Origin of the sequence: Gottfriedia acidiceleris (genome assembly GCF_050457485.1) — a bacterium.
Classification (GTDB): domain Bacteria; phylum Bacillota; class Bacilli; order Bacillales; family Bacillaceae_G; genus Gottfriedia; species Gottfriedia acidiceleris_D.
This window is the reverse complement of the sequence record NZ_JBCMJM010000009.1, coordinates 110,606-130,613: the sequence shown is the minus strand read 5'-3', so window position 1 is coordinate 130,613 and position 20,008 is coordinate 110,606. Positions and strand designations below refer to the sequence as shown.

The 20,008-nt window shown below is 33.1% G+C and carries 19 protein-coding genes, 2 tRNA genes and 1 riboswitch; of the genes, 19 read left to right on the top strand and 2 right to left on the bottom strand.

Translation table 11 applies throughout. The features are described from left to right. Positions 1-110: 110 nt before the first annotated feature. Positions 111-554 carry an RrF2 family transcriptional regulator gene (locus tag ABEY15_RS11350; RefSeq protein WP_429890189.1) on the top strand — a complete coding sequence of 148 codons (444 nt, stop codon included), beginning with the start codon at positions 111-113 and terminating at the stop codon, positions 552-554. Between the two features lie 97 nt (positions 555-651). Here ABEY15_RS11350 and racE read toward each other — a convergent pair whose 3' ends face one another. Further along, positions 652-1,443: a glutamate racemase gene (gene racE / locus ABEY15_RS11345; protein ID WP_429890188.1), complete on the bottom strand. Its 792-nt coding sequence runs from the start codon at positions 1,441-1,443 to the stop codon at positions 652-654. 231 nt (positions 1,444-1,674) lie between these two features. After that, a riboswitch (TPP riboswitch) is annotated at positions 1,675-1,784 on the top strand. 87 nt (positions 1,785-1,871) lie between these two features. Between racE and ABEY15_RS11340 the strand changes: the two genes are divergently transcribed. The 5 genes from ABEY15_RS11340 to ABEY15_RS11320 are packed head-to-tail and all read left to right on the top strand — an operon-like array spanning position 1,872 to position 5,434. Further along, on the top strand, positions 1,872-2,864 hold the full coding sequence (locus tag ABEY15_RS11340) for an ABC transporter substrate-binding protein (RefSeq protein ID WP_429890186.1): 993 nt from the start codon (positions 1,872-1,874) through the stop codon (positions 2,862-2,864). A gap of 12 nt (positions 2,865-2,876) precedes the next feature. Beyond that, positions 2,877-3,167, top strand: a complete 291-nt coding sequence (locus tag ABEY15_RS11335) for a thiamine-binding protein (RefSeq protein ID WP_069035213.1) — start codon at positions 2,877-2,879, stop codon at positions 3,165-3,167. After that, the gene (locus tag ABEY15_RS11330) at positions 3,167-3,934 is read left to right on the top strand and encodes an ABC transporter permease (RefSeq protein ID WP_098566247.1); all 768 of its coding nucleotides are present in this window, start codon (positions 3,167-3,169) and stop codon (positions 3,932-3,934) included. Before ABEY15_RS11335 ends, ABEY15_RS11330 begins: the two co-directional genes overlap by 1 nt. Further along, complete coding sequence (locus ABEY15_RS11325) at positions 3,931-4,662, top strand: ABC transporter ATP-binding protein (RefSeq protein WP_429890185.1); 732 nt, start codon at positions 3,931-3,933, stop codon at positions 4,660-4,662. The genes ABEY15_RS11330 and ABEY15_RS11325 overlap by 4 nt, the downstream gene beginning before the upstream one ends. 4 nt (positions 4,663-4,666) lie before the next feature. Beyond that, positions 4,667-5,434 (top strand): TatD family hydrolase, encoded by a 768-nt coding sequence (locus ABEY15_RS11320; protein WP_429890184.1) that lies wholly within the window; start codon positions 4,667-4,669, stop codon positions 5,432-5,434. Positions 5,435-5,728: 294 nt separating this feature from the next. Here the strand turns inward: ABEY15_RS11320 and ABEY15_RS11315 are convergent, their stop codons facing one another. Continuing rightward, complete coding sequence (locus tag ABEY15_RS11315; protein ID WP_056472461.1) at positions 5,729-5,953, bottom strand: helix-turn-helix domain-containing protein; 225 nt, start codon at positions 5,951-5,953, stop codon at positions 5,729-5,731. Between the two features lie 200 nt (positions 5,954-6,153). Here ABEY15_RS11315 and ABEY15_RS11310 point away from each other — a divergent pair, with 200 nt between their 5' ends. The 13 genes from ABEY15_RS11310 to yihA all read left to right on the top strand — a co-directional run bounded on the left by ABEY15_RS11310 (position 6,154) and on the right by yihA (position 19,962). After that, on the top strand, positions 6,154-7,197 hold the full coding sequence (locus ABEY15_RS11310) for a GerMN domain-containing protein (protein WP_429890182.1): 1,044 nt from the start codon (positions 6,154-6,156) through the stop codon (positions 7,195-7,197). Between the two features lie 187 nt (positions 7,198-7,384). Beyond that, a complete protein-coding gene (rph, locus tag ABEY15_RS11305; RefSeq protein ID WP_069035208.1) occupies positions 7,385-8,125 on the top strand; it encodes a ribonuclease PH in 741 nt (246 codons plus the stop codon). Between the two features lie 24 nt (positions 8,126-8,149). After that, positions 8,150-8,770, top strand: a complete 621-nt coding sequence (locus ABEY15_RS11300; protein WP_429890180.1) for an XTP/dITP diphosphatase — start codon at positions 8,150-8,152, stop codon at positions 8,768-8,770. After that, complete coding sequence (locus ABEY15_RS11295) at positions 8,770-9,273, top strand: YfcE family phosphodiesterase (protein ID WP_429890179.1); 504 nt, start codon at positions 8,770-8,772, stop codon at positions 9,271-9,273. Before ABEY15_RS11300 ends, ABEY15_RS11295 begins: the two co-directional genes overlap by 1 nt. Before the next feature lie 238 nt (positions 9,274-9,511). Beyond that, positions 9,512-9,585: transfer RNA gene (locus tag ABEY15_RS11290), tRNA-Gly, on the top strand. Positions 9,586-9,588: 3 nt separating this feature from the next. Beyond that, a tRNA-Arg gene (locus ABEY15_RS11285) sits at positions 9,589-9,662 on the top strand. Positions 9,663-9,869: 207 nt separating this feature from the next. Then, entirely contained in the window at positions 9,870-10,427 is a 558-nt protein-coding gene (locus ABEY15_RS11280; RefSeq protein WP_429890177.1) for a DUF4240 domain-containing protein, read from the top strand. Positions 10,428-10,543: 116 nt separating this feature from the next. Then, the gene (locus tag ABEY15_RS11275) at positions 10,544-11,527 is read left to right on the top strand and encodes a hypothetical protein (protein ID WP_429890176.1); all 984 of its coding nucleotides are present in this window, start codon (positions 10,544-10,546) and stop codon (positions 11,525-11,527) included. A 417-nt stretch (positions 11,528-11,944) separates the two neighbouring features. Further along, positions 11,945-13,225 (top strand): trigger factor, encoded by a 1,281-nt coding sequence (tig, locus tag ABEY15_RS11270; RefSeq protein WP_429890175.1) that lies wholly within the window; start codon positions 11,945-11,947, stop codon positions 13,223-13,225. Between the two features lie 353 nt (positions 13,226-13,578). Next, a complete protein-coding gene (gene clpX, locus ABEY15_RS11265) occupies positions 13,579-14,850 on the top strand; it encodes an ATP-dependent protease ATP-binding subunit ClpX (RefSeq protein WP_098860190.1) in 1,272 nt (423 codons plus the stop codon). A gap of 187 nt (positions 14,851-15,037) precedes the next feature. Next, positions 15,038-16,735 carry an ATP-dependent protease LonB gene (lonB, locus tag ABEY15_RS11260; protein ID WP_429890173.1) on the top strand — a complete coding sequence of 566 codons (1,698 nt, stop codon included), beginning with the start codon at positions 15,038-15,040 and terminating at the stop codon, positions 16,733-16,735. 321 nt (positions 16,736-17,056) lie between these two features. Further along, positions 17,057-19,381, top strand: coding sequence for an endopeptidase La (lon, locus tag ABEY15_RS11255; RefSeq protein ID WP_429890172.1), 2,325 nt, complete (start codon positions 17,057-17,059; stop codon positions 19,379-19,381). After that, entirely contained in the window at positions 19,378-19,962 is a 585-nt protein-coding gene (yihA, locus tag ABEY15_RS11250) for a ribosome biogenesis GTP-binding protein YihA/YsxC (RefSeq protein ID WP_069035199.1), read from the top strand. The genes lon and yihA overlap by 4 nt, the downstream gene beginning before the upstream one ends. The last annotated feature ends 46 nt before the right edge of the window (positions 19,963-20,008 follow it).

The following is a 20,008-nucleotide window of genomic DNA, read 5'->3' as shown; positions in this document are numbered from 1 at the left end:
AATATGTAAAATACATCTTTTGTGAATTTTTTCGCAAAAATACATAAAAGTTTAAAAAAAGTTCACAATTATGCTATGATTAATCTTAAATAAAACAGTGAGGACAAGTTATGCGTTTAACAACTTATTCGGATTACTCTCTTCGTGTACTAATATTTCTAAGCTCTGAGCCAAGTGAAAAATTAGTTAATATTAAGGACATCGCTGAAGCTTATGATATTTCTAAAAATCATTTAATGAAAATAATCTATAATTTAGGAAAGATGGGTTACATCGAAACGATCCGTGGCAGAAACGGTGGAATCCGTTTAGCTAAATTACCATCAGAAATAAATATTGGTGAAATAATTCGTAAAACTGAAGAAGACTTTAATATTGTAGAATGTTTTGAACACGGTAATACTTGTGTTATTACACCTGTTTGTTCTTTAAAACATATATTTAATAATGCATTAGAACAATTTTTACAAGTTTTAGATCAATATACATTAGATGATATTGTAAAGAACAATGCGATGCTTAAAGATTATTTTTCAAGTAATACAAAAGAATAAATATTATGTAATAGAAGAGCGTTCGCAATTTAAAAACACAAAAACCAACAAAGGCTTACTTTGTTGGTTTTCTTCATTTAATGTGGTCTATTGACCTTTATAGTTTAATATACTTTACGTTTTCCATTGGTTCTTGGAATAAGGATGAAGCTATTTTACTAAAAATGGTTGGATCCCCAGTTGTAAAAAATTCATGTGAAGTGATTTCAGAGTTAGATAATATATTTTGTTGATCCAAAATTGCACTTACTTCTAAAGCTGTTTCATCACCAGAGCTGATAAGTTGGATTGATGGTCCCATCACTTTTTGGATGATTGGAGTTAATAATGGGTAATGCGTGCAACCTAGTATTAGGGTATCAATATTTGAATCAATAAGCGGTGCAAGAGTGTGTTTAACAATCTCAAATATTTCAGGTTTATTGTAGTCCCCATTTTCAACAATTCCAGCAAACTCTGGGCAAGCCAAACCTTCAATTATTACTTTGTCATTAATCCGCTTTAGTGCAGAATGATATGCTTTACTATTAATAGTAGCATTCGTTCCTATGACACCGATTTGGTCATTTTGTGTTAATTTTATTGCTGCTCTAGCACCTGGGCGGACAACTCCAATGACTGGAATTTGAAGTTTTTCTCGCATTTCATTTAAGACTACTGAAGTTGCTGTATTACAGGCGATGACTAACATTTTTATATCCTTCTCCATTAGAAAATTAGTCATTTCCCAAGTGAATTCTCTGATTTCCGTATATGGCCGTGATCCGTATGGACATCTTGCGGTATCGCCTAAGTATAAAATGTCCTCTTTAGGTAATTGTCTTATAATTTGTTTGGCAACTGTTAAGCCCCCAACACCTGAGTCAATGACTCCGATTGGTTTATTCAAAAAATCCCCTCATTTTACTTAATAATTTGTTGATGTAGTATATTCTTTATTCATTTAAGATTTTACTATAATAAATGATATTTTTGTTTATTATTCTCTTTTTAAAAGTGTTAAAATTTCATAGTTATATTGCGCCTATTAACAGAGTATTAAAACTTTTAAACACAAGTTAAAAATAATTCGTAAATTCAATCATTATCTGTTATATTAATGAGGAAAAGTTTATATATGAGAAAAATGTGGAGGAGCCAGTGTTGCTGGCTGAGATAGCATCCTTAAGATGTTGACTCTTAGAACCTGATCTGGGTGATGCCAGCGTAGGGAACAGTATCTCTTTTTAGATATGTTTTTTACAGCGCATTTACGTCCGGGTTAGTTCCGGACGTTTTCTTTTTGTATAAACCAAAAACAAAAAGGAGATATAGATAATGAAAAAATTAGTAGTATTTTTAGTAGCTATTTGTTTAATGTTAACCGGGTGTGGTCAAAACAAATCTGCTACTACTAAAAAGACAAAGCAATTAAAAAAGGTGACTGTCGTACTAGACTGGACGCCAAATACAAATCATACTGGGCTATTTGTTGCTAAGGAAAAAGGTTACTTTAAGGAACAAGGACTTGATGTAGATATAATCAGCCCAGGAGAAACAGGTGCAGACCAATTGGTGGCATCAGGTAAAGCAGACTTTGGTGTTTCTTATCAAGAATCAATTACACAAGCAAGAGTTCAAAATGTACCGATTGTTTCAATTGCAGCAATTATTCAACATAATACTTCTGGATTTGCATCACCAGTGAAAAAAGAAATTAAGTCTCCAAAAGATTTCGTTGGAAAAACGTATGGTGGATGGGGTTCACCGGTTGAAAAGGCTATTTTAAAATCACTTATGTCAGAAGAAAATGCTGATGTTAATAAGTTAAATATCGTTAATATGGGTGATGCTGATTTCTTTACAGCAGTTAAAAGAGATATCGATTTTGCGTGGATTTATCAAGGATGGACAGGGATTGAAGCAGAGCTACGTGGAGAAAAATTAAACATGATTTATTTAACTGATTATAGTAAAAAGCTAGATTACTATACTCCAGTTTTAGCTACGAACGAAAAAATGATTAATAAAAACCCTAAAATAGTAAAAGCGTTTGTGGCTGCAGCATCTAAAGGATATAATTTTGCGATTAATAACCCAAAAGAAGCTGCATCGATTTTAATAAAGGATAATCCGGATCTAGATAAAAAATTAGTGGAAAAAAGCCAAGAATGGTTAGCATCTAAATACAAAGATGATGCAGACCGTTGGGGTGAGCAAAAGTTATCAGTTTGGAAAAACTATGCTGATTTCTTAGCTGAAAATAAATTATTAGAAGGAAACTTTAAGCCAAAAGAAGCATTTACGAATGATTTCTTACCGGCAAAATAAGGAGGAGCAAAAATGCAAACTACTTTAATGAGTGTCCAAATTATACCAAAAACAAATAATATTGAGGATGTTATTCCAGCAGTTGATGAAGCAATTAAGATTATTGATGAATCAGGTGTAAAATATCAAGTTCAACCATTGGAAACAACTATGGAAGGCGACTTGAATCAATTATTAATGGTTGTTCAAAAAATGAATGAAAGAATGATTGAAATAGGTTGCCACAATGTAATAACTCAAATGAAAATACTTTATCAACCACAAGGTATTACGATGGATGTGTTAACGGAGAAGTACCGTTAATGAAATCTAAAAATATAAAAGGATGGCAACCAATCGTTGTCATCCTGCTTTTTTTAATTTGCTGGCAGCTAAGTATTAAAATTTGGAAAATCGAATCTTGGTTATTGCCAGGACCGATCGCAATCTTTAAAGAAGGAATGAAATCAACTGATTCACTACTTCCTCATATTTCTTCTACGATTCAATTAACGATTATTGGTTTGTTAATTGGTAGTTTATTAGGTTTTTTAATCGCATTTCTATTGCATTTAATTCCAGGTGTTAGGGAAGCTTTTTACCCATTATTAATTCTTTCACAAAATGTACCAATTATCGTATTAGCACCGCTTTTAATTATTTGGTTTGGATTTGGTGTATTACCTAAATTAATTATTATTTCTCTTGTTTGTTTTTTCCCTGTTACAGTTTCAGCGTTGGATGGTTTCCGACAAACACCAAGTGAACTAATAAATTATATGAAAATGGCGGGAGCATCCAAATCACAAATTTTTTGGAAAGTTGAATTGCCTTTTTCTCTACCTTCCATTTTTTCTGGCTTAAAGATTTCAGCGACTTATAGTGTTATGGGAGCAGTTATCTCTGAATGGCTAGGAGCGAAATCTGGAATTGGAGTGTATATGACTTTAGCTTCATCTTCATTTAGAACAGATCGAGTATTTGTTTCAATTTTTATCATTATGTTTTTAAGTATGCTTTTCTTCTTCCTAATAGTTGTAATTGAACGTTTTACTGTTAAATGGAAAGTTAAAGGGGAGAAACGGAAATGACATTACAAGTGGAACAATTATCAAAGAGTTATAGCGGTCATCAAGTGTTAGAAAATATATCCCTTTATGTAAACGAGGGTGAATTTGTATCGATTCTAGGTCCATCTGGTAGTGGGAAAAGTACGTTGTTCCATCTTATAGGTGGTTTAGTAAAACCAGATTCTGGAGAAGTAAAGTTAAATGGGTCGATAATAAATGGAGAACTTGGTCATGTTAGTTTTATGCCTCAGGATCATTCATTACTACCTTGGAGAACAGTATTAAAAAATATTGTTTTGTCACAAGAATTAAAACATAAACCTAATGAAAAATTGGCAAGAGATTGGCTTAAAAGAACTGGTTTAGAAAACTATGAGAATGCTTACCCTCATGAATTATCTGGTGGTATGAAACAAAGAGTTTCATTTTTAAGGTCTCTACTAGCACCGCAGTCGTTCATGTGTATGGATGAGCCTTTTTCAGCTTTAGATGAGTTCACTAGACTTGAAATGCAACAATGGCTATTATCAATTTGGGAGGAGAAACGACGATCAATTTTATTAGTAACGCATAATATTGATGAAGCGTTGTTAATGTCTGATCGAATTTATATATTTTCTGACAAACCCGCCAAAATCAAAGAAGAAATCATTGTGCCATTTCAAAGACCACGTAAAAAAGAATTATTATTAAGCGATGAATTTACGGAATATAAAAGAAAAATCTATTTGGCTTTAGAGAAGGAGTAATACGATGAAAATGATAGATGCTCATATTCATTTAGATTCTTATGATACTAGTCAAAGAGAAGAAATAGTAACTAATTTAGAAAGACACGAAATCGAGGCGCTCATTTCGGTATCAATGGATTTAAAATCTAGTAAGAATAATTTAGCGTTGAAAAATCAAAATAATAGTGTATATCCAGCATTCGGATTTCACCCTGAACAAGAAATCCCATCTGATGAAGAGGTTGATGTATTAATTGAATGGATTAAGAAGCATCAGGATGAAATGGTCGCAATCGGAGAAGTTGGATTACCATATTATAAGAATTTAGAAGAACAGATTGATTACGTACCTTATATTCAATTACTAGAAAAATTTATCTCACTTGCAAAAGAGTTAAATAAACCGATTATATTACATGCAGTGTATGAGGACGCCGAAACAGTATGTAATCTATTAGAAAAGTATTTTATTAAAAAAGCCCATTTTCATTGGTTTAAAGGGGACGAACTTACAATTAACCGGATGATAAAAAATGAGTATTTTATCTCAATTACACCAGATGTACTATATGAAAATGAGATTCAAGACTTAGTAAAAAAGTATCCTTTAGAATTAATGATGATAGAAACAGATGGTCCTTGGCCGTTTGAAGGGCCTTTTGAGAATGAGTGGACACATCCTAAATTTATGCATCAATCAGTTGCAAAGATAGCTGAGTTAAAAGACATAGATTTATCAAGTGCATATAAAACTTTATATGAAAATACTAAGAAGTTTTATAGTATATAAAATAAGAAAATCGTTTTCCAACAGGAAACGATTTTTTTTACTTTAATATTAGATAGGTAAAAAGAGCTAAAATAAAATCCCCCTATAGCAGAGCATCTATCCTAATTTACAGATAGGCTTTTTATCTACTATAAGTAGGATATAAAGTAAAACTTTCAATTTAGTTAATCAGATTCTTTACAAGCAAGAAAATAGTGAAATGTAAAACTTAAGTTTCAATGTAAATACCAAAACCGGCATGTCAATTAGAATGCCGGCAGTATGTTGGTTTGTAGAAGTGTTTCTACAAAAGAACTACAGTTCAAGCTCTCCCATACGAAGAAGCTCAATAACTGCTTGTGATCGCCCCTTAACCCCAAGCTTCTGCATTGCATTTGAAATATGATTTCTCACAGTTTTTTCACTTATAAAAAGTTCTTCAGCAATTTCTCTTGTAGTCTTATCTTGAACAAGAAGCTCGAATACTTCTTTTTCACGCTTTGTGAGTGTGTGCTTTGTTTGATAGTCTCTATCCTTCAACTGTGCTAACCCTCCTTGCTTGACCGAGCTGTTCTTCGGATGGGTATTCATTTAGTCTTTTTATCATATGAACGATAGGTCTTTTAGGTGAATATTTCCAGTAAATTTAGAGCTAGATTTAAATTATTTATTTTTTTCTATTTAGCTTGTTCTAAAAAATGTACAGGCTCGTATAAATAGTAAAAAAGCGTGGGGGGAGTATGGTGATGAAAAAAAGATTGTTAGTAACAGCGGCAGCGGTATGTGGAATTGCAACAATGAGTGGATGTAGTTTACTTCCAACGAAATCTTCAACTGACATTGATCCACCTAAAACTGTAGTTTATAAAAGTGATCAGCCTTCAAAAGAAGTAGCAAAGAAAGAGGAAACAGTAAAAAGGGAATTATATTTAATTGATCGTAACGGGTATGTTGTACCGCAAACATTCCAATTACCTAAGTCTACTAGCTTGGCTAAACAAGCGTTAGAGTACTTAGTAAAAGATGGTCCTGTTACAGATGAATTACCGAATGGTTTCCAAGCAGTTTTACCTCCGAATACTGAAGTTTTAGGTGTTCAAACTCAAAAGGATGGTACGATTATTGCTGATTTTTCACCAGAATTTAAGCAATATCGTGCAGAAGATGAATTAAAAGTGTTTCAAGCTGTTACTTGGACGTTAACTCAATTTGATAATGTGACAAAGGTAAAAATTCGAATAAACGGAAAAGAGCTTGCATCGATGCCAGTAAATAAAGCTCAGATTGGTGATGGGTTAACAAGAGATGATGGAATTAACTTTGATAAAGGTGATATTGTAGATATTATGAACTCCAGACCAGTTACACTATATTATGTATCCCAAGGGGAAATGGGAGACACTTATTATGTACCTGTAACGACTAGGATTTCAAATTCTGAAACAGATTCATATTCGGCAATCGTAAGTGAACTTGTAAAAGGTCCTTCTGAATATTCAAATTTAGTATCAGATTTTGGAACTGATACGAAACTAGTTAGTCAACCTGTTTTCAAAGGCGGAAAGCTTGTACTTAATTTTAACGATGGTATCTATGGAAATATTGCAAAAAATATGATCAATAATGATGTATTACAGCCACTTGTACTTTCTTTAACGGAGCAAAAAGGTGTTAAGTCCATTGAAATTCAAATCAATGGTAAATTAACTGCGCTAGACCAACAAGGCAAGCCTTTAAGTCAACCTGTTTCAAGACCTAAGGATGTAAATACGAAAAAATTGTAAGTCGGTATTTAGGAAAAGATAATAATTACCTTTTAATAAAATGGTTTAAATATTAACCTTGTACAAAAATTGTGCTGATTTTTGTACAAGGTTTTTAATTTTATCTTTAAATTACACTTAATAAGTAGAAATGAAATCATATTTTTGTCTATACTAGTATTTGGAAGATTTTGTAGGAGGTATAATCATGACAAGAACAGATGGAAGATTAAATAATGAACTTAGACCTATAGAGATTATTACTCACTATACAAAGCATGCAGAAGGTTCTGTGCTTATCAGTATTGGTGATACAAAGGTAATTTGTAATGCAACAGTTGAGGACCGTGTACCACCATTTTTGAGAAATAGTGGAAAAGGTTGGATTTCAGCTGAATATTCAATGTTACCTAGGGCTACTCAAGAGCGTACAATACGTGAATCATCTAAAGGTAAAGTTACTGGGCGAACAATGGAAATTCAACGTTTAATAGGGAGAGCATTAAGAGCAGTAGTTGATTTAGAAGCACTTGGTGAAAAGACAATTTGGATTGATTGTGATGTAATTCAAGCAGATGGAGGAACACGAACTACTTCAATTACTGGTGCATTTGTTGCAATGATGCTTGCTTTTGATAAATTAATTAAAATGGATAAATTGAAATCATATCCTGTAAAAGATTATTTAGCAGCAACTTCGGTTGGTATTTTAGAAGACCTTGGACCAGTACTAGATTTATATTATGTAGAAGATTCTGCTGCAAGTGTTGATATGAATATTATTATGACTGGAAAAGGACAGTTTGTTGAACTTCAAGGAACTGGTGAAGAAGCAACATTTTCTAGAGAAGAATTAAATGAGTTACTATCTTTAGGTGAGTTAGGAATTAAATCTCTAATTGAAAAACAAAAAGAAGTGTTATTACAAGAAGGTATTAAATTTCAATAATCATTTCGAGGAGAGGCTTTAGGGATGGATACAATCATTATTGCTACAAATAATCAAGGCAAAGTGAAGGATTTTGAAGCACTTTTTAACCCAAAGGGATTTCAAATTAAGTCTTTAAAAGACTTTCCTGAAATTCAAGAAGTTGAAGAAACTGGAACTACATTTGAAGAAAATGCGATCTTAAAAGCTGAGTATTTAGCGAGTGAGTTAAAAACGCCAGTCATTGCAGATGACTCTGGTTTAATAGTGGATGCACTTGAGGGTAGACCAGGCGTTTATTCTGCTCGATATGCTGGATTACATAAAAGTGACGAAGATAATTTGCAAAAAGTATTAAGTGAACTTGAAGGAGTTTTTCCTGGAAAAAGAACTGCGCGTTTTTATTGTGCTTTAGCTTTAGCGGTTCCAGGTAAAGAAACAATCACTGTTTATGGTACAGTTGAAGGGTATATTGCCAATGAAAAAAGAGGAACAAACGGTTTTGGCTACGATCCAATATTCTTTTTGCCAGAATTAGATAAAACTATGGCTGAATTAACAACAGATGAAAAAGGTGGCTTAAGTCATCGCGCAAATGCAATTAAATCATTAATGAATGTTATAAATAAAGAAGATAAAGATATTTTATTTAGAGGATCAAATTAATGAAAGTATTAATTGTAAGTGATAGCCATGGATTGACAAAACCATTGCAAGAAATTGCCGAACGATATCGTGACAGTGTAGATTTAATGATACACTGTGGAGATTCGGAATTAGAAGTAAATGCTAAGGAACTAAAGGATTATAATGTTGTAAGGGGAAATTGTGATTTCAGAGGAGAATTCCCTGAAGAATTTATTCACCGTGGGAATGAATATATAATCTATGCAACACATGGTCATTTACATGGAATAAAACAGTCATTACAAAAGCTGTATTATCGTTGTAAAGAAGTTGGAGCAACAATTGCTTGTTTCGGTCACTCACATGTATTAGGAGCCGAAGTAATTGATGATGTGCTTTTTATTAACCCTGGTAGCATTTTATTACCGAGAATGCGAAAAGAAAAGACTTATGCTATTCTTGAAACAATTGGTAAGAAAGCTAATGTTACTTTTTATAATACAGATGGAACGGAGCTTATCACTACTTCATTTGAATTATAATGAATAAAAGGAGGTTAGTAGCTCATAATGCTACTAACCTTATCTAAAAACAAAAAAATTGGAGTACTAAAAGCCGAAAAACCCCAATAAACTAAGGTAATTATACAACTTTAAAATTTTTTCCTTTATTTTGGAAAAAAAGTTTTAAAATAGTGTTGACTTTAATTTGCATAGTGACTATAATAAAATATGTCGACAGGGTGATGTCGCAAAGAAATAAAAAAGAAATAACAAATATGCGGGTGTAGTTTAATGGTAAAATAGAAGCCTTCCAAGCTTCGGTCGTGGGTTCGATTCCCATCACCCGCTCCATATGTCCTGGTAGCTCAGCAGGATAGAGCAACGGCCTTCTAAGCCGTCGGTCGGGGGTTCGAATCCCTCTCAGGACGTCCAAAAGACACTTGTTTTACGAAATGTAAAATAAGTGTCTTTTTTTGTGTTCTACTTTTAATTGAAGAACTAAAGAAATAAAATGATGAATTACGTTTACTATATAAATTAGGATCGATTCATTTGAATTAATAGAAGTTTTATTCATCATTAAATTTATACTAGATTTGTTATTCTAGTATAAATAAAAGAGTGGAGTGATATAAATGAATGAAAAAGAATTTTGGAGCTTAATATCCAAAATGCATATTGTTGAAGAACCGTATGAATGGGTAATAAATCATTTAGCTAAACAATCAGAGGAAGAGATAGCTAGTTTTGAAATTCATTTTGAAACTTATTTTTCCAAAGCGTATGCCGCAAATCTTTTAGGAGCTGCATGGATCATCATGGATGGCTGTTCTGAGGATTCATTTGCACATTTTAGAGCCTGGTTAATCGGACAAGGAGAACAAGTTTACAAGAAAACGTTAAATGACCCAGATTATTTAGCTGAATACATCTTTCCTATTTATGAAGAAGAAGGACTTACGCCAGAATTGGAAGATATGTTAGATCTAGCTTTACAAGCGTATACAATCAAGCGTAAAGGCGATGATGATTGGGATGATCAATTGTGGAATGAGTTCAATTCCCTAATTGAAAGTAAAGGCTATGATTATCCTGAACAACAATTAACGATCGATTGGAAGTCAAAAGACGAACTAAAAGCTAAGTTTCCAAAGCTATGGAAAAGATTTGGCAATAAGCCGTTAGGGTACTAAAGCTAAAACAGATTCAAACATACACGTATCTTTAATATTTTAAATAATTTTAATTCATGATACACTTTTTCATAACTAGTTTGTGCAGGAAATAACAAATGTTAGGGGAGAGTAGCATGGAAGACAATATTGTCTTTTTTCCTAAACTGAAGGATCGGATAATAAATTTAGGTAAAAAAGCATTAGAAGAAAAAAATTTTAGTAAAGCTTTAATGTTATGTAATCAATTAAAAGAAATGAATGAGCATAATTCACAAACAGAGCTTGCGGCAGTCGCGTGTCTTTTAGAAGGAAATCGGGCTAGGGAGGCTAAGGAAAGATGTGAGGATTTAGTTTTCGGGCCATTTGAGAGTGATGAAGCAATTGAAGTGTACATAAGCATTTTATTTCAATTAAAAGAATATGAAGAATTACAAAAAAATATAAAAAAATTACTCACTCAAAAACGGATTGATGAAAATCAGATGGATAAGTTTCAAGCGATGCTCTCATTATCAAAGAAAGTAATTTCAGATCGTGAAGGTATTAAGGGTGAAGTTCTTAATTTACATATGATCGTTGAAAATTCTGAGCCGATTGATAAGCAACTTGAATTAATTAATGAATTAAGAAGTTTAGATTGTAATCTTGTTATCGATCAAATTAGCGAAATATTAAAAAGTACCAAAGCAAATCCGTTAATTCAAAGTTTTATTTTGTTTATTTTACAAGAACAATCAATCGATAAAGATTTTGAACTTAACAAAGTAAACCAGAGGATGATTTGGAATATATCGGTTTCTGTCGATGAACATAAAATCTTTGTAGATGCTATATTAAAAAAATTAAGTGACGTATTAGAAAGTGAAGACCCTTCTGCTTTCGAAATCGCAAAAACACACTTCCAACACTTTATAACAATTTACTTCCCATTTATCCCAATACCAGCGGATATAAATACATGGGCAGCTTGTTTTTATTGCATCGTCCAACAATTTTTTGATCGTAGTGTAGATGAAGAGGAATTAAAAGACTTATTTAATGTAGAATATTTTCCTGTAAAAAGTGCAATTGCTTTAGTAAAACGTTTTGAAGATGAAGGCTACTTTAACATAAAATAAAATAAAATAGTTGGAAAAAACATAGATGTACCATTTGGCGCTTCTATGTTTTTTTATGTAAAAAAAGGTATTTTAATGTGATGGAAGTGGCGATAAAACCGAGTTCTAATTGAAGTGAATGCGACGAGGGGCTTAGGTCAAGCCTTACGGAAAGCAAGCAAAAGGGAATGGAAGTCATCGTTCTTATTTTTTTGGAACTAAACTGATTTAAAATTCGAAATTAAAAATTTCTAATATTTTCTCCTTATAAAATTAGGAAATATTGAAACAAAAAAGTAATGTGTTATAATAGAATGGTTGTAACGACTATTTACTTAATTATACATGCATTTTCTTTATTAAAAATGGACAGGCATGTATAGTACGAAAATACGTAAACACATATATTTTTTTAGATAATTTTGGAGGGAACTAACAATGACTGCTAAATGGGAAAAATTAGAAGCTAACGTTGGTCTATTAACTGTAGAAGTTGAAGCTTCTGAAGTAGATAAAGGTTTAGATGCAGCTTTCAAAAAAGTTGTTAAAACTATCAATGTACCGGGATTCCGTAAAGGTAAATTACCTCGCCCAATTTTCGAACAAAAATTTGGTATTGAAGCACTTTACAATGATGCTTTAGATGTAATTTTACCAGAAGCTTACAGCAAAGCTGTTGTAGAGGTTGGTATTGAGCCAGTTGACCGTCCAGAAGTTGACGTTGAGCAAATGGAAAAAGGTAAAACTTTAATCTTCAAAGCAAAAGTTACTGTAAAACCTGAAGTAAAATTAGGCGAATACAAAGGCTTAGAAGTTGAAGAAATGGATGCAACTGTAACTGACGAAGACGTACAAGCTGAATTAACTACATTACAAGAGCGTCAAGCTGAGTTAGTAGTTAAAGAAGATGGTACTGTTGAAAACGGTAATACAGCTGTAATTGATTTCGAAGGTTTCGTTGATGGCGTAGCTTTCGAAGGTGGAAAAGGTGAAAACTATCCACTAGAAATCGGATCAGGTTCTTTCATTCCTGGTTTTGAAGAAGCTTTAATCGGCACTAAATCTGGTGTAGAAACTGATGTTAATGTAACATTCCCAGAAGAATACCACAGTGCTGAATTAGCAGGAAAAGCTGCTACTTTCAAAGTAACTGTTCATGAAATTAAAGCTAAAGAACTTCCTGAGTTAAACGACGAGTTTGCTAAAGACGTAAACGACGAAGTAGAAACTTTAGAAGATCTTAAAGCTAAAATCAAAAATGACTTAGTTGAATCTAAAAAATCTCAAGCTGAAGGTAGCTTACGTGATGCTTTAGTTCAAAAAGCAGCTGAAAATGCTGAAATTGAAATCCCAGACGTAATGTTCGAAAGCCAAGTTGACCGTATGGTTAAAGACTTTGAACAACGTATTGCACAACAAGGATTAAACTTAGAGCTTTACTACCAATTCACTGGTACTAAAGAAGAAGATCTTCGTGCTCAAATGCGTCAAGATGCTGAAGCTCGTGTAAGAATCGACTTAACAATCGATGCGATCATCGAAGCTGAAAAAATCGATGCAACTGAAGAAGAAATGAACGAAGAATTAGCTCGTTTATCTGCAATGTACAATATTCCTTCTGAGCAATTAGTAACTATGCTAGGTGGAACTGACGCTGTACGTGATGATATTCAAATCCGTAAAGCTGTTGAATTATTAGTAGATAGCAGAAAAAAATAAGCGTTAAATAAACATATATTGACTTAAACAAGGCGCGAGATTTTTCGTGCCTTGTTTTTAAATAATGAAATATTTGGTAAAGTGAACTGTTTCCTTTAAAATACACATATACATATGTTAGAATCTGTTATACAGATTTTAAAAAATTATTGTGGCTATACTAAAAATAATTCTTCAAAAGAAGGATTATTGGCTTTAGATTAGAATATATATATTCTAAAAATTTAAACAATTTTAGAGTAGTAATTAATTGCTTTGTCTATTTTGTATGCTATTATATAGCTACAAGATACATATTTTTGGGATTACATACATATTGAGTGTTTTTAGAAATTTTTAGAGGGAGTGAACATATGTTCAAATTTAACGAAGAAAAAGGACAGCTAAAATGTTCGTTCTGTGGGAAGTCACAGTCTCAGGTTAGAAAATTAGTTGCAGGACCTGGTGTATATATTTGTGACGAGTGTATTGAGCTTTGTACTGAAATTGTTCAAGAAGAGCTAGCAAAAGAAGAGGAAGTAGAGTTTAAAGACGTTCCGAAACCGAAAGAAATTTGCGAAATTCTTGATGAATACGTTATTGGTCAGGACAATGCGAAAAAAGCGTTATCTGTTGCTGTATATAATCACTACAAACGTATTAATTCAAATAGTAAAATTGATGAGGTTGAGTTATCAAAAAGTAATATTGCCATGATTGGGCCAACTGGTAGTGGTAAAACATTATTAGCTCAAACTTTAGCACGAATTTTAAATGTACCATTTGCAATTGCAGATGCAACTTCATTAACTGAGGCTGGATATGTTGGGGAAGATGTTGAAAACATTCTTTTAAAATTAATCCAAGCAGCTGATTATGATGTAGAACGCGCTGAAAAAGGTATTATTTATATCGATGAAATTGATAAAGTTGCACGTAAGTCTGAAAACCCTTCAATTACACGTGATGTGTCAGGTGAAGGTGTTCAGCAAGCACTTTTAAAAATTCTTGAAGGAACAGTTGCAAGCGTACCTCCTCAAGGTGGTCGTAAGCATCCACATCAAGAATTCATTCAAATTGATACGACAAATATTTTATTTATTTGTGGTGGAGCATTTGATGGCATCGAACAAATTATCAAACGCCGTTTAGGTAAAAAGGTAATTGGTTTCAGTGGTGATTCTGAAAAGAGCGATTTAAGCTCAAAAGAAATCTTAAACCATGTATTACCAGAAGACTTATTACGCTTTGGTTTAATTCCAGAGTTCATCGGTCGTTTACCAGTTTTAGCTAATTTAGAGCAACTTGATGAAGCATCATTAGTTGAAATTTTAACTAAACCAAAAAATGCTTTAATTAAGCAATATCAAAAATTACTAGAGCTTGACCAAGTTGAGCTTGAGTTTGAGGATAACGCATTAACTGAAATTGCTAAAAAAGCAATTGAGCGTAAAACCGGAGCACGTGGACTACGTTCGATCATTGAAGGGATTATGTTGGATATTATGTTTGAATTACCTTCACGTGAGGATATTCAAAAATGTATTATCTCAGCTGAAACTGTTAAAACTGGTGCAGCTCCTAAGCTTGTACTAGAAGATGGAACAGAATTAGAGTTAAAGAAAAAAGCAAATAAATTAGCTTAAGTAAGGAACCAAATGCATTTGCATTTGGTTTTTTATTTTGACTTTTTTACATGATTTTTTTAAATCTGTCTTATTTGCATAGGAACTTTACTCGGTAAACCTTACCTTTAATTTTAAAAATTTGGTTTATCCTTCCATTTAGAGGGCGATACTAAAATTAATTTCTACTTCAGTGGAGGGGTAAAGAATGAGTTTAACAACTATTATATTATTAGCTCAATTAGCATTAGGTACAATCGTTGCATTGTATTTTATTCATTTATTAAAGGGTCAACGAACAACTAAAGTTTCGATTGACAGGGAATCTAAAAAAGAAATGGAGCAGTTACGTAAATTAAAGTCAATCTCTTTAACAGTTCCGTTAGCAGAGAGAGTTAGACCAACCACTTTTGATGATATAGTTGGCCAAGAGGATGGAATCAAAGCGTTAAAAGCTTCACTTTGCAGTGCTAATCCTCAACATGTAATCATTTATGGACCGCCTGGTGTTGGAAAAACAGCAGCGGCTAGACTAGTATTAGAAGAAGCGAAAAAGAGCCCGAATACACCTTTTAAACAAGATGCAGTATTTATAGAATTAGACGCTACAACTGCTCGATTTGATGAAAGAGGAATTGCGGATCCTTTAATCGGTTCTGTTCACGATCCAATCTATCAAGGTGCAGGTGCGATGGGGCAAGCAGGTGTTCCTCAACCTAAAAAAGGGGCAGTAACTGATGCGCATGGAGGGATTTTATTTATTGATGAAATTGGCGAGCTTCATCCAATTCAAATGAATAAAATGCTAAAGGTACTTGAAGACCGTAAAGTTAAATTTGAGAGTGCTTATTACCAAGAAGAAAATCCTTCTATACCAGCACATATTCATGAAATTTTTAAACACGGTTTACCTGCAGATTTCAGATTAGTTGGTGCAACAACAAGATCACCAGAAGATATCCCACCGGCAATTCGTTCACGTTGTTTAGAAATATTTTTTAGAGAATTAGAACAGGATGAAATTCAAGCAGTAGCTAAACGATCTGCTGAAAAAATTGAATTAAGCCTGTCAGAAAAAGCCTTAGAATTAGTAGGTACATATGCAAAAAATGGTCGTGAAGCGATTAACTTAATTCAGTTAGCTGGCGGAATGGTTTTAACTTCTGGGCGAAAAGAATTAATTGAAGATGATATTGGGTGGGTTGTTTCTGTAAGTCGTTTATCACCAAGACTTGTTAACAAAATTCCAGAAGCTCCAACAGTAGGATTGGTGAACGGTTTAGCTGTTTATGGAGCAAATATTGGTGCGTTACTACCGATTGAAGTAAGTGCAATGAAGGCAAAAGAAATCGGTAAAGGTTCAATTACAATTACTGGAATTGTTGAGGAAGAAAGCTTAGGTAATCAAGCTAAATCCATTCGTAGAAAAAGTATGGCAAAAGGCTCTTTAGAAAATGTTACGACAATCTTACGGAAAATTGGTGTACCAATCGATGACTTTACGATTCACATTAATTTTCCAAGTGGCGCATTAATTGATGGCCCATCTGCAGGGATTGCAATGGTAGTTGGTATTTTTTCAGCTGTTAATAATGTTCCAGTATTAAATACAATCGCTTTGACTGGTGAAATGAGCATTCAAGGTGATGTAAAACCAGTTGGCGGTGTTCCAGAAAAAGTAAAGGCAGCCGTTAAAGCAGGAGCAACTAAAATTATTGTTCCAAAAGAGAACGATCAAGCTACATTACATCAATATAAAGATGTAGAAATATTAGCAGTAGATCGCATAGAAAAAGTTCTCCATGAAGTCTTTAAAGATAATTGGAAATTTGAACTACCAGCTGAAACAAAAACTGATTTCCAGCAATTAACTTTGTTTGAAGAGAATCAATCGCAATCTATGTAGATAAAAATAAGTGTTCGAATCATTTCATTTTGAATAAATAAAGAATACAAACTATTTTTGCATTCTATTTTTCAAAGAAGTGATCGAACACTTTTTATTTTGTAGAAATTCATTCTATATGATTTAATTTTATTACGAGTCTTACTTCGTATTTCTAGTTAAAACAAGATTATCGCTTAAAACATATATTTATGGTATGTTCAAGTCAGTTTTTGATTGATTGTGCTGCTTCTTTATTTCTTTTAATGCATATCATTGTAAATGATATATATGTTAAGGTAAAATAACTAAATAGAATGAAAAACATGGAGGTGTAACGTAATGAATGTTACAAAAGAAAAAGTTGTACCCCTCCTACCTTTAAGAGGAATTAGTGTATTTCCTGCCACTATTGCACATCTAGATGTAGGAAGAACGAAATCGATAAAAGCTATACAAGAAGCTGATGAATTAGATCATTTAATTTTTGTTGTTACTCAAATAGATGCAGATACTGAAAATCCAAAGATAGACGAATTGTACCAATTTGGAACTTTAGCTAAATTAACACAAAAAATTACACTTCCAAACGGCACTGTTCGTATTACTGTTGAAGGATTACACAGAGGAAAAATCAAATCAATTATTGATCAAAATGATTTCTTAACTGCAAAGGTAGAAGAATATCCAGATGTAGAAGACGAATCTAAAGAGCTTCGTGCTTTAATGAGAACTTTATTGCAGCATTTTAAACAATACAGTAAATTATCAAAGCGAATTTTGCCAGAGACAATTGCTTCAATTGTTAAGCAAGACCGCCCAGGTAAACTTGCAGATGCAATGATCGATTCAATTCCATTAAGGGAAGAAGAAAAACAAAAAATTTTAGCAACAATTGATGTTACTGATCGAATACATATTATCTTAAATTTCCTTCAAGATGAAAAAGAATTACTAAAGCTTGAGGAAAAGATTGGCCTACAAGTTAAGAAAAATATTGATAAAACTCAAAAAGAATATTTCTTAAGAGAGCAATTAAAAGTTATTCAACGCGAACTAGGTGATCGTGAAGGTAAAACAGAAGAAGTTGATAAGTTTTTAACAAAAATCGAAGAGGCAAATATGCCTGAAGAAACAAAGGAAGTAGTACTAAAAGAGTTAGCTAGATATGAGAAACTACCTCCTAATGCTGCAGAAGCAGGTGTAGTTCGTACATATTTAGATTGGATGGTAGCTCTACCATGGTCTAAGCAAACTGAAGACACATTGGATATTCATCGTTCCGAAAAGATACTGAATAATGAACATGAAGGTCTTGAAAAAGTAAAAGAAAGAATATTAGAATATCTAGCTGTTCAACAACTTACGAATTCATTACGTGGTCCAATTTTATGTTTAGCTGGCCCTCCTGGAGTTGGTAAAACATCTTTAGCGAAATCAATCGCAAACGCTTTGTCTAGAAACTTTGTACGCGTTTCTTTAGGTGGCGTAAGAGATGAATCAGAAATAAGAGGACATAGAAGAACATACATCGGAGCTATGCCAGGTCGAATTATCCAAGGTATGAAAAAAGCAGGAACAAATAACCCAGTATTCTTACTTGATGAAATTGATAAAATGTCGAGCGATTTTAGAGGGGATCCAGCATCAGCAATGTTAGAAGTTTTGGACCCAGAACAAAATCATACATTTAGTGATCATTACATTGAAGAGCCATTTGATTTATCACAAGTTTTATTTGTAGCAACTGCAAATGATTTATCAACTATTCCAGGTCCATTACGTGATCGAATGGAGATTATTACTTTATCTGGATATACTGAACTTGAAAAAGTTAATATAGCTAAAAAACATTTATTCCCTAAAAAATTAGCAGAGCATGGCTTAAATAAATCTACTGTGCAAATTCGTGAAAGTGCCTTGAGTGCAATTATTCGTCATTATACACGTGAAGCAGGAGTAAGATCATTAGAGCGAGTTCTAGCGACTCTATGTAGAAAAGCTGCTAAGTTGATCGTTTCAAACGAAAAACAAAAAATAATATTTACAGATAAAAATATTGAAGAATTTTTAGGTAAGAAAACATTCTCTTATGGTCAAATGGAAAGTGAAGACCAAATAGGTGTAGCTACAGGTTTAGCGTATACTGCATTTGGTGGAGACACACTTTCTATTGAAGTATCACTATATCCTGGAAAGGGTAAGCTAACTTTAACTGGTAAGCTAGGGGATGTAATGAAGGAGTCAGCACAGGCTGCGTTTAGTTATATTCGCTCAAAAGCAGAAGAGCTAAATATTGACCAAAATTTCCACGAGAAATATGATATTCATATTCATGTTCCAGAAGGTGCAGTTCCAAAAGATGGCCCTTCAGCAGGTATAACGATGGCAACAGCATTGATTTCGGCATTAACAAATAAACCAATCCGTAAAGAGGTTGGAATGACTGGTGAAATCACATTACGTGGTCGCGTATTACCAATTGGTGGATTAAAAGAAAAAATGCTTAGTGCGCATCGTGCAGGTTTAACGACTGTTATCATACCAAAAGAAAACGAAAAAGATTTAGAAGATGTACCACCAATGGTGAAAGAAGGTTTAACTGTTATACCTGTTTCCCATTTAGATGAAGTGCTTGCGCATGCAATAGTAGGAGTGAAAAAATGAAAGTAACAACAGCGGATATTGTCATTAGTGCAGTCCGACCAAATCAATATCCAGATACACAATTCCCTGAAATCGCTTTGGCAGGTCGTTCAAATGTTGGGAAATCTTCATTTATAAATAAAATGTTAAATCGTAAAGCATTAGCCCGAACATCATCAAAACCTGGAAAAACGCAAACATTAAATTTCTTTCTAATTAATGAACAGCTTTTCTATGTTGACGTGCCAGGTTATGGTTATGCTAAAGTTTCTAAAAAGGAACGAGAAGCTTGGGGTAAAATGATTGAAACATATATTACAACTCGTGAGCAATTAAGAGCTGTTATTTTATTAGTTGATCTACGTCATTCACCAACAGAAGATGATGTAATGATGTATGATTTCTTAAAGCATTACCAAATCCCAGTCATTATAGTAGCAACAAAAGCAGATAAAATCCCTAAAGGAAAATGGGATAAACATGCAAAAGTAGTTCGTGAAAAGTTACAGATTGAAGAAGGGGATGAATTAATTTTATTCTCATCTGAAACTGGTATGGGTAAAGAAAAAGCATGGTCAGTAATTGATCGTATGTGTAAATAAAAAATGCTGGTGGCTAAAAGGGCCACCAGCATTTTTTTGTTCAGGT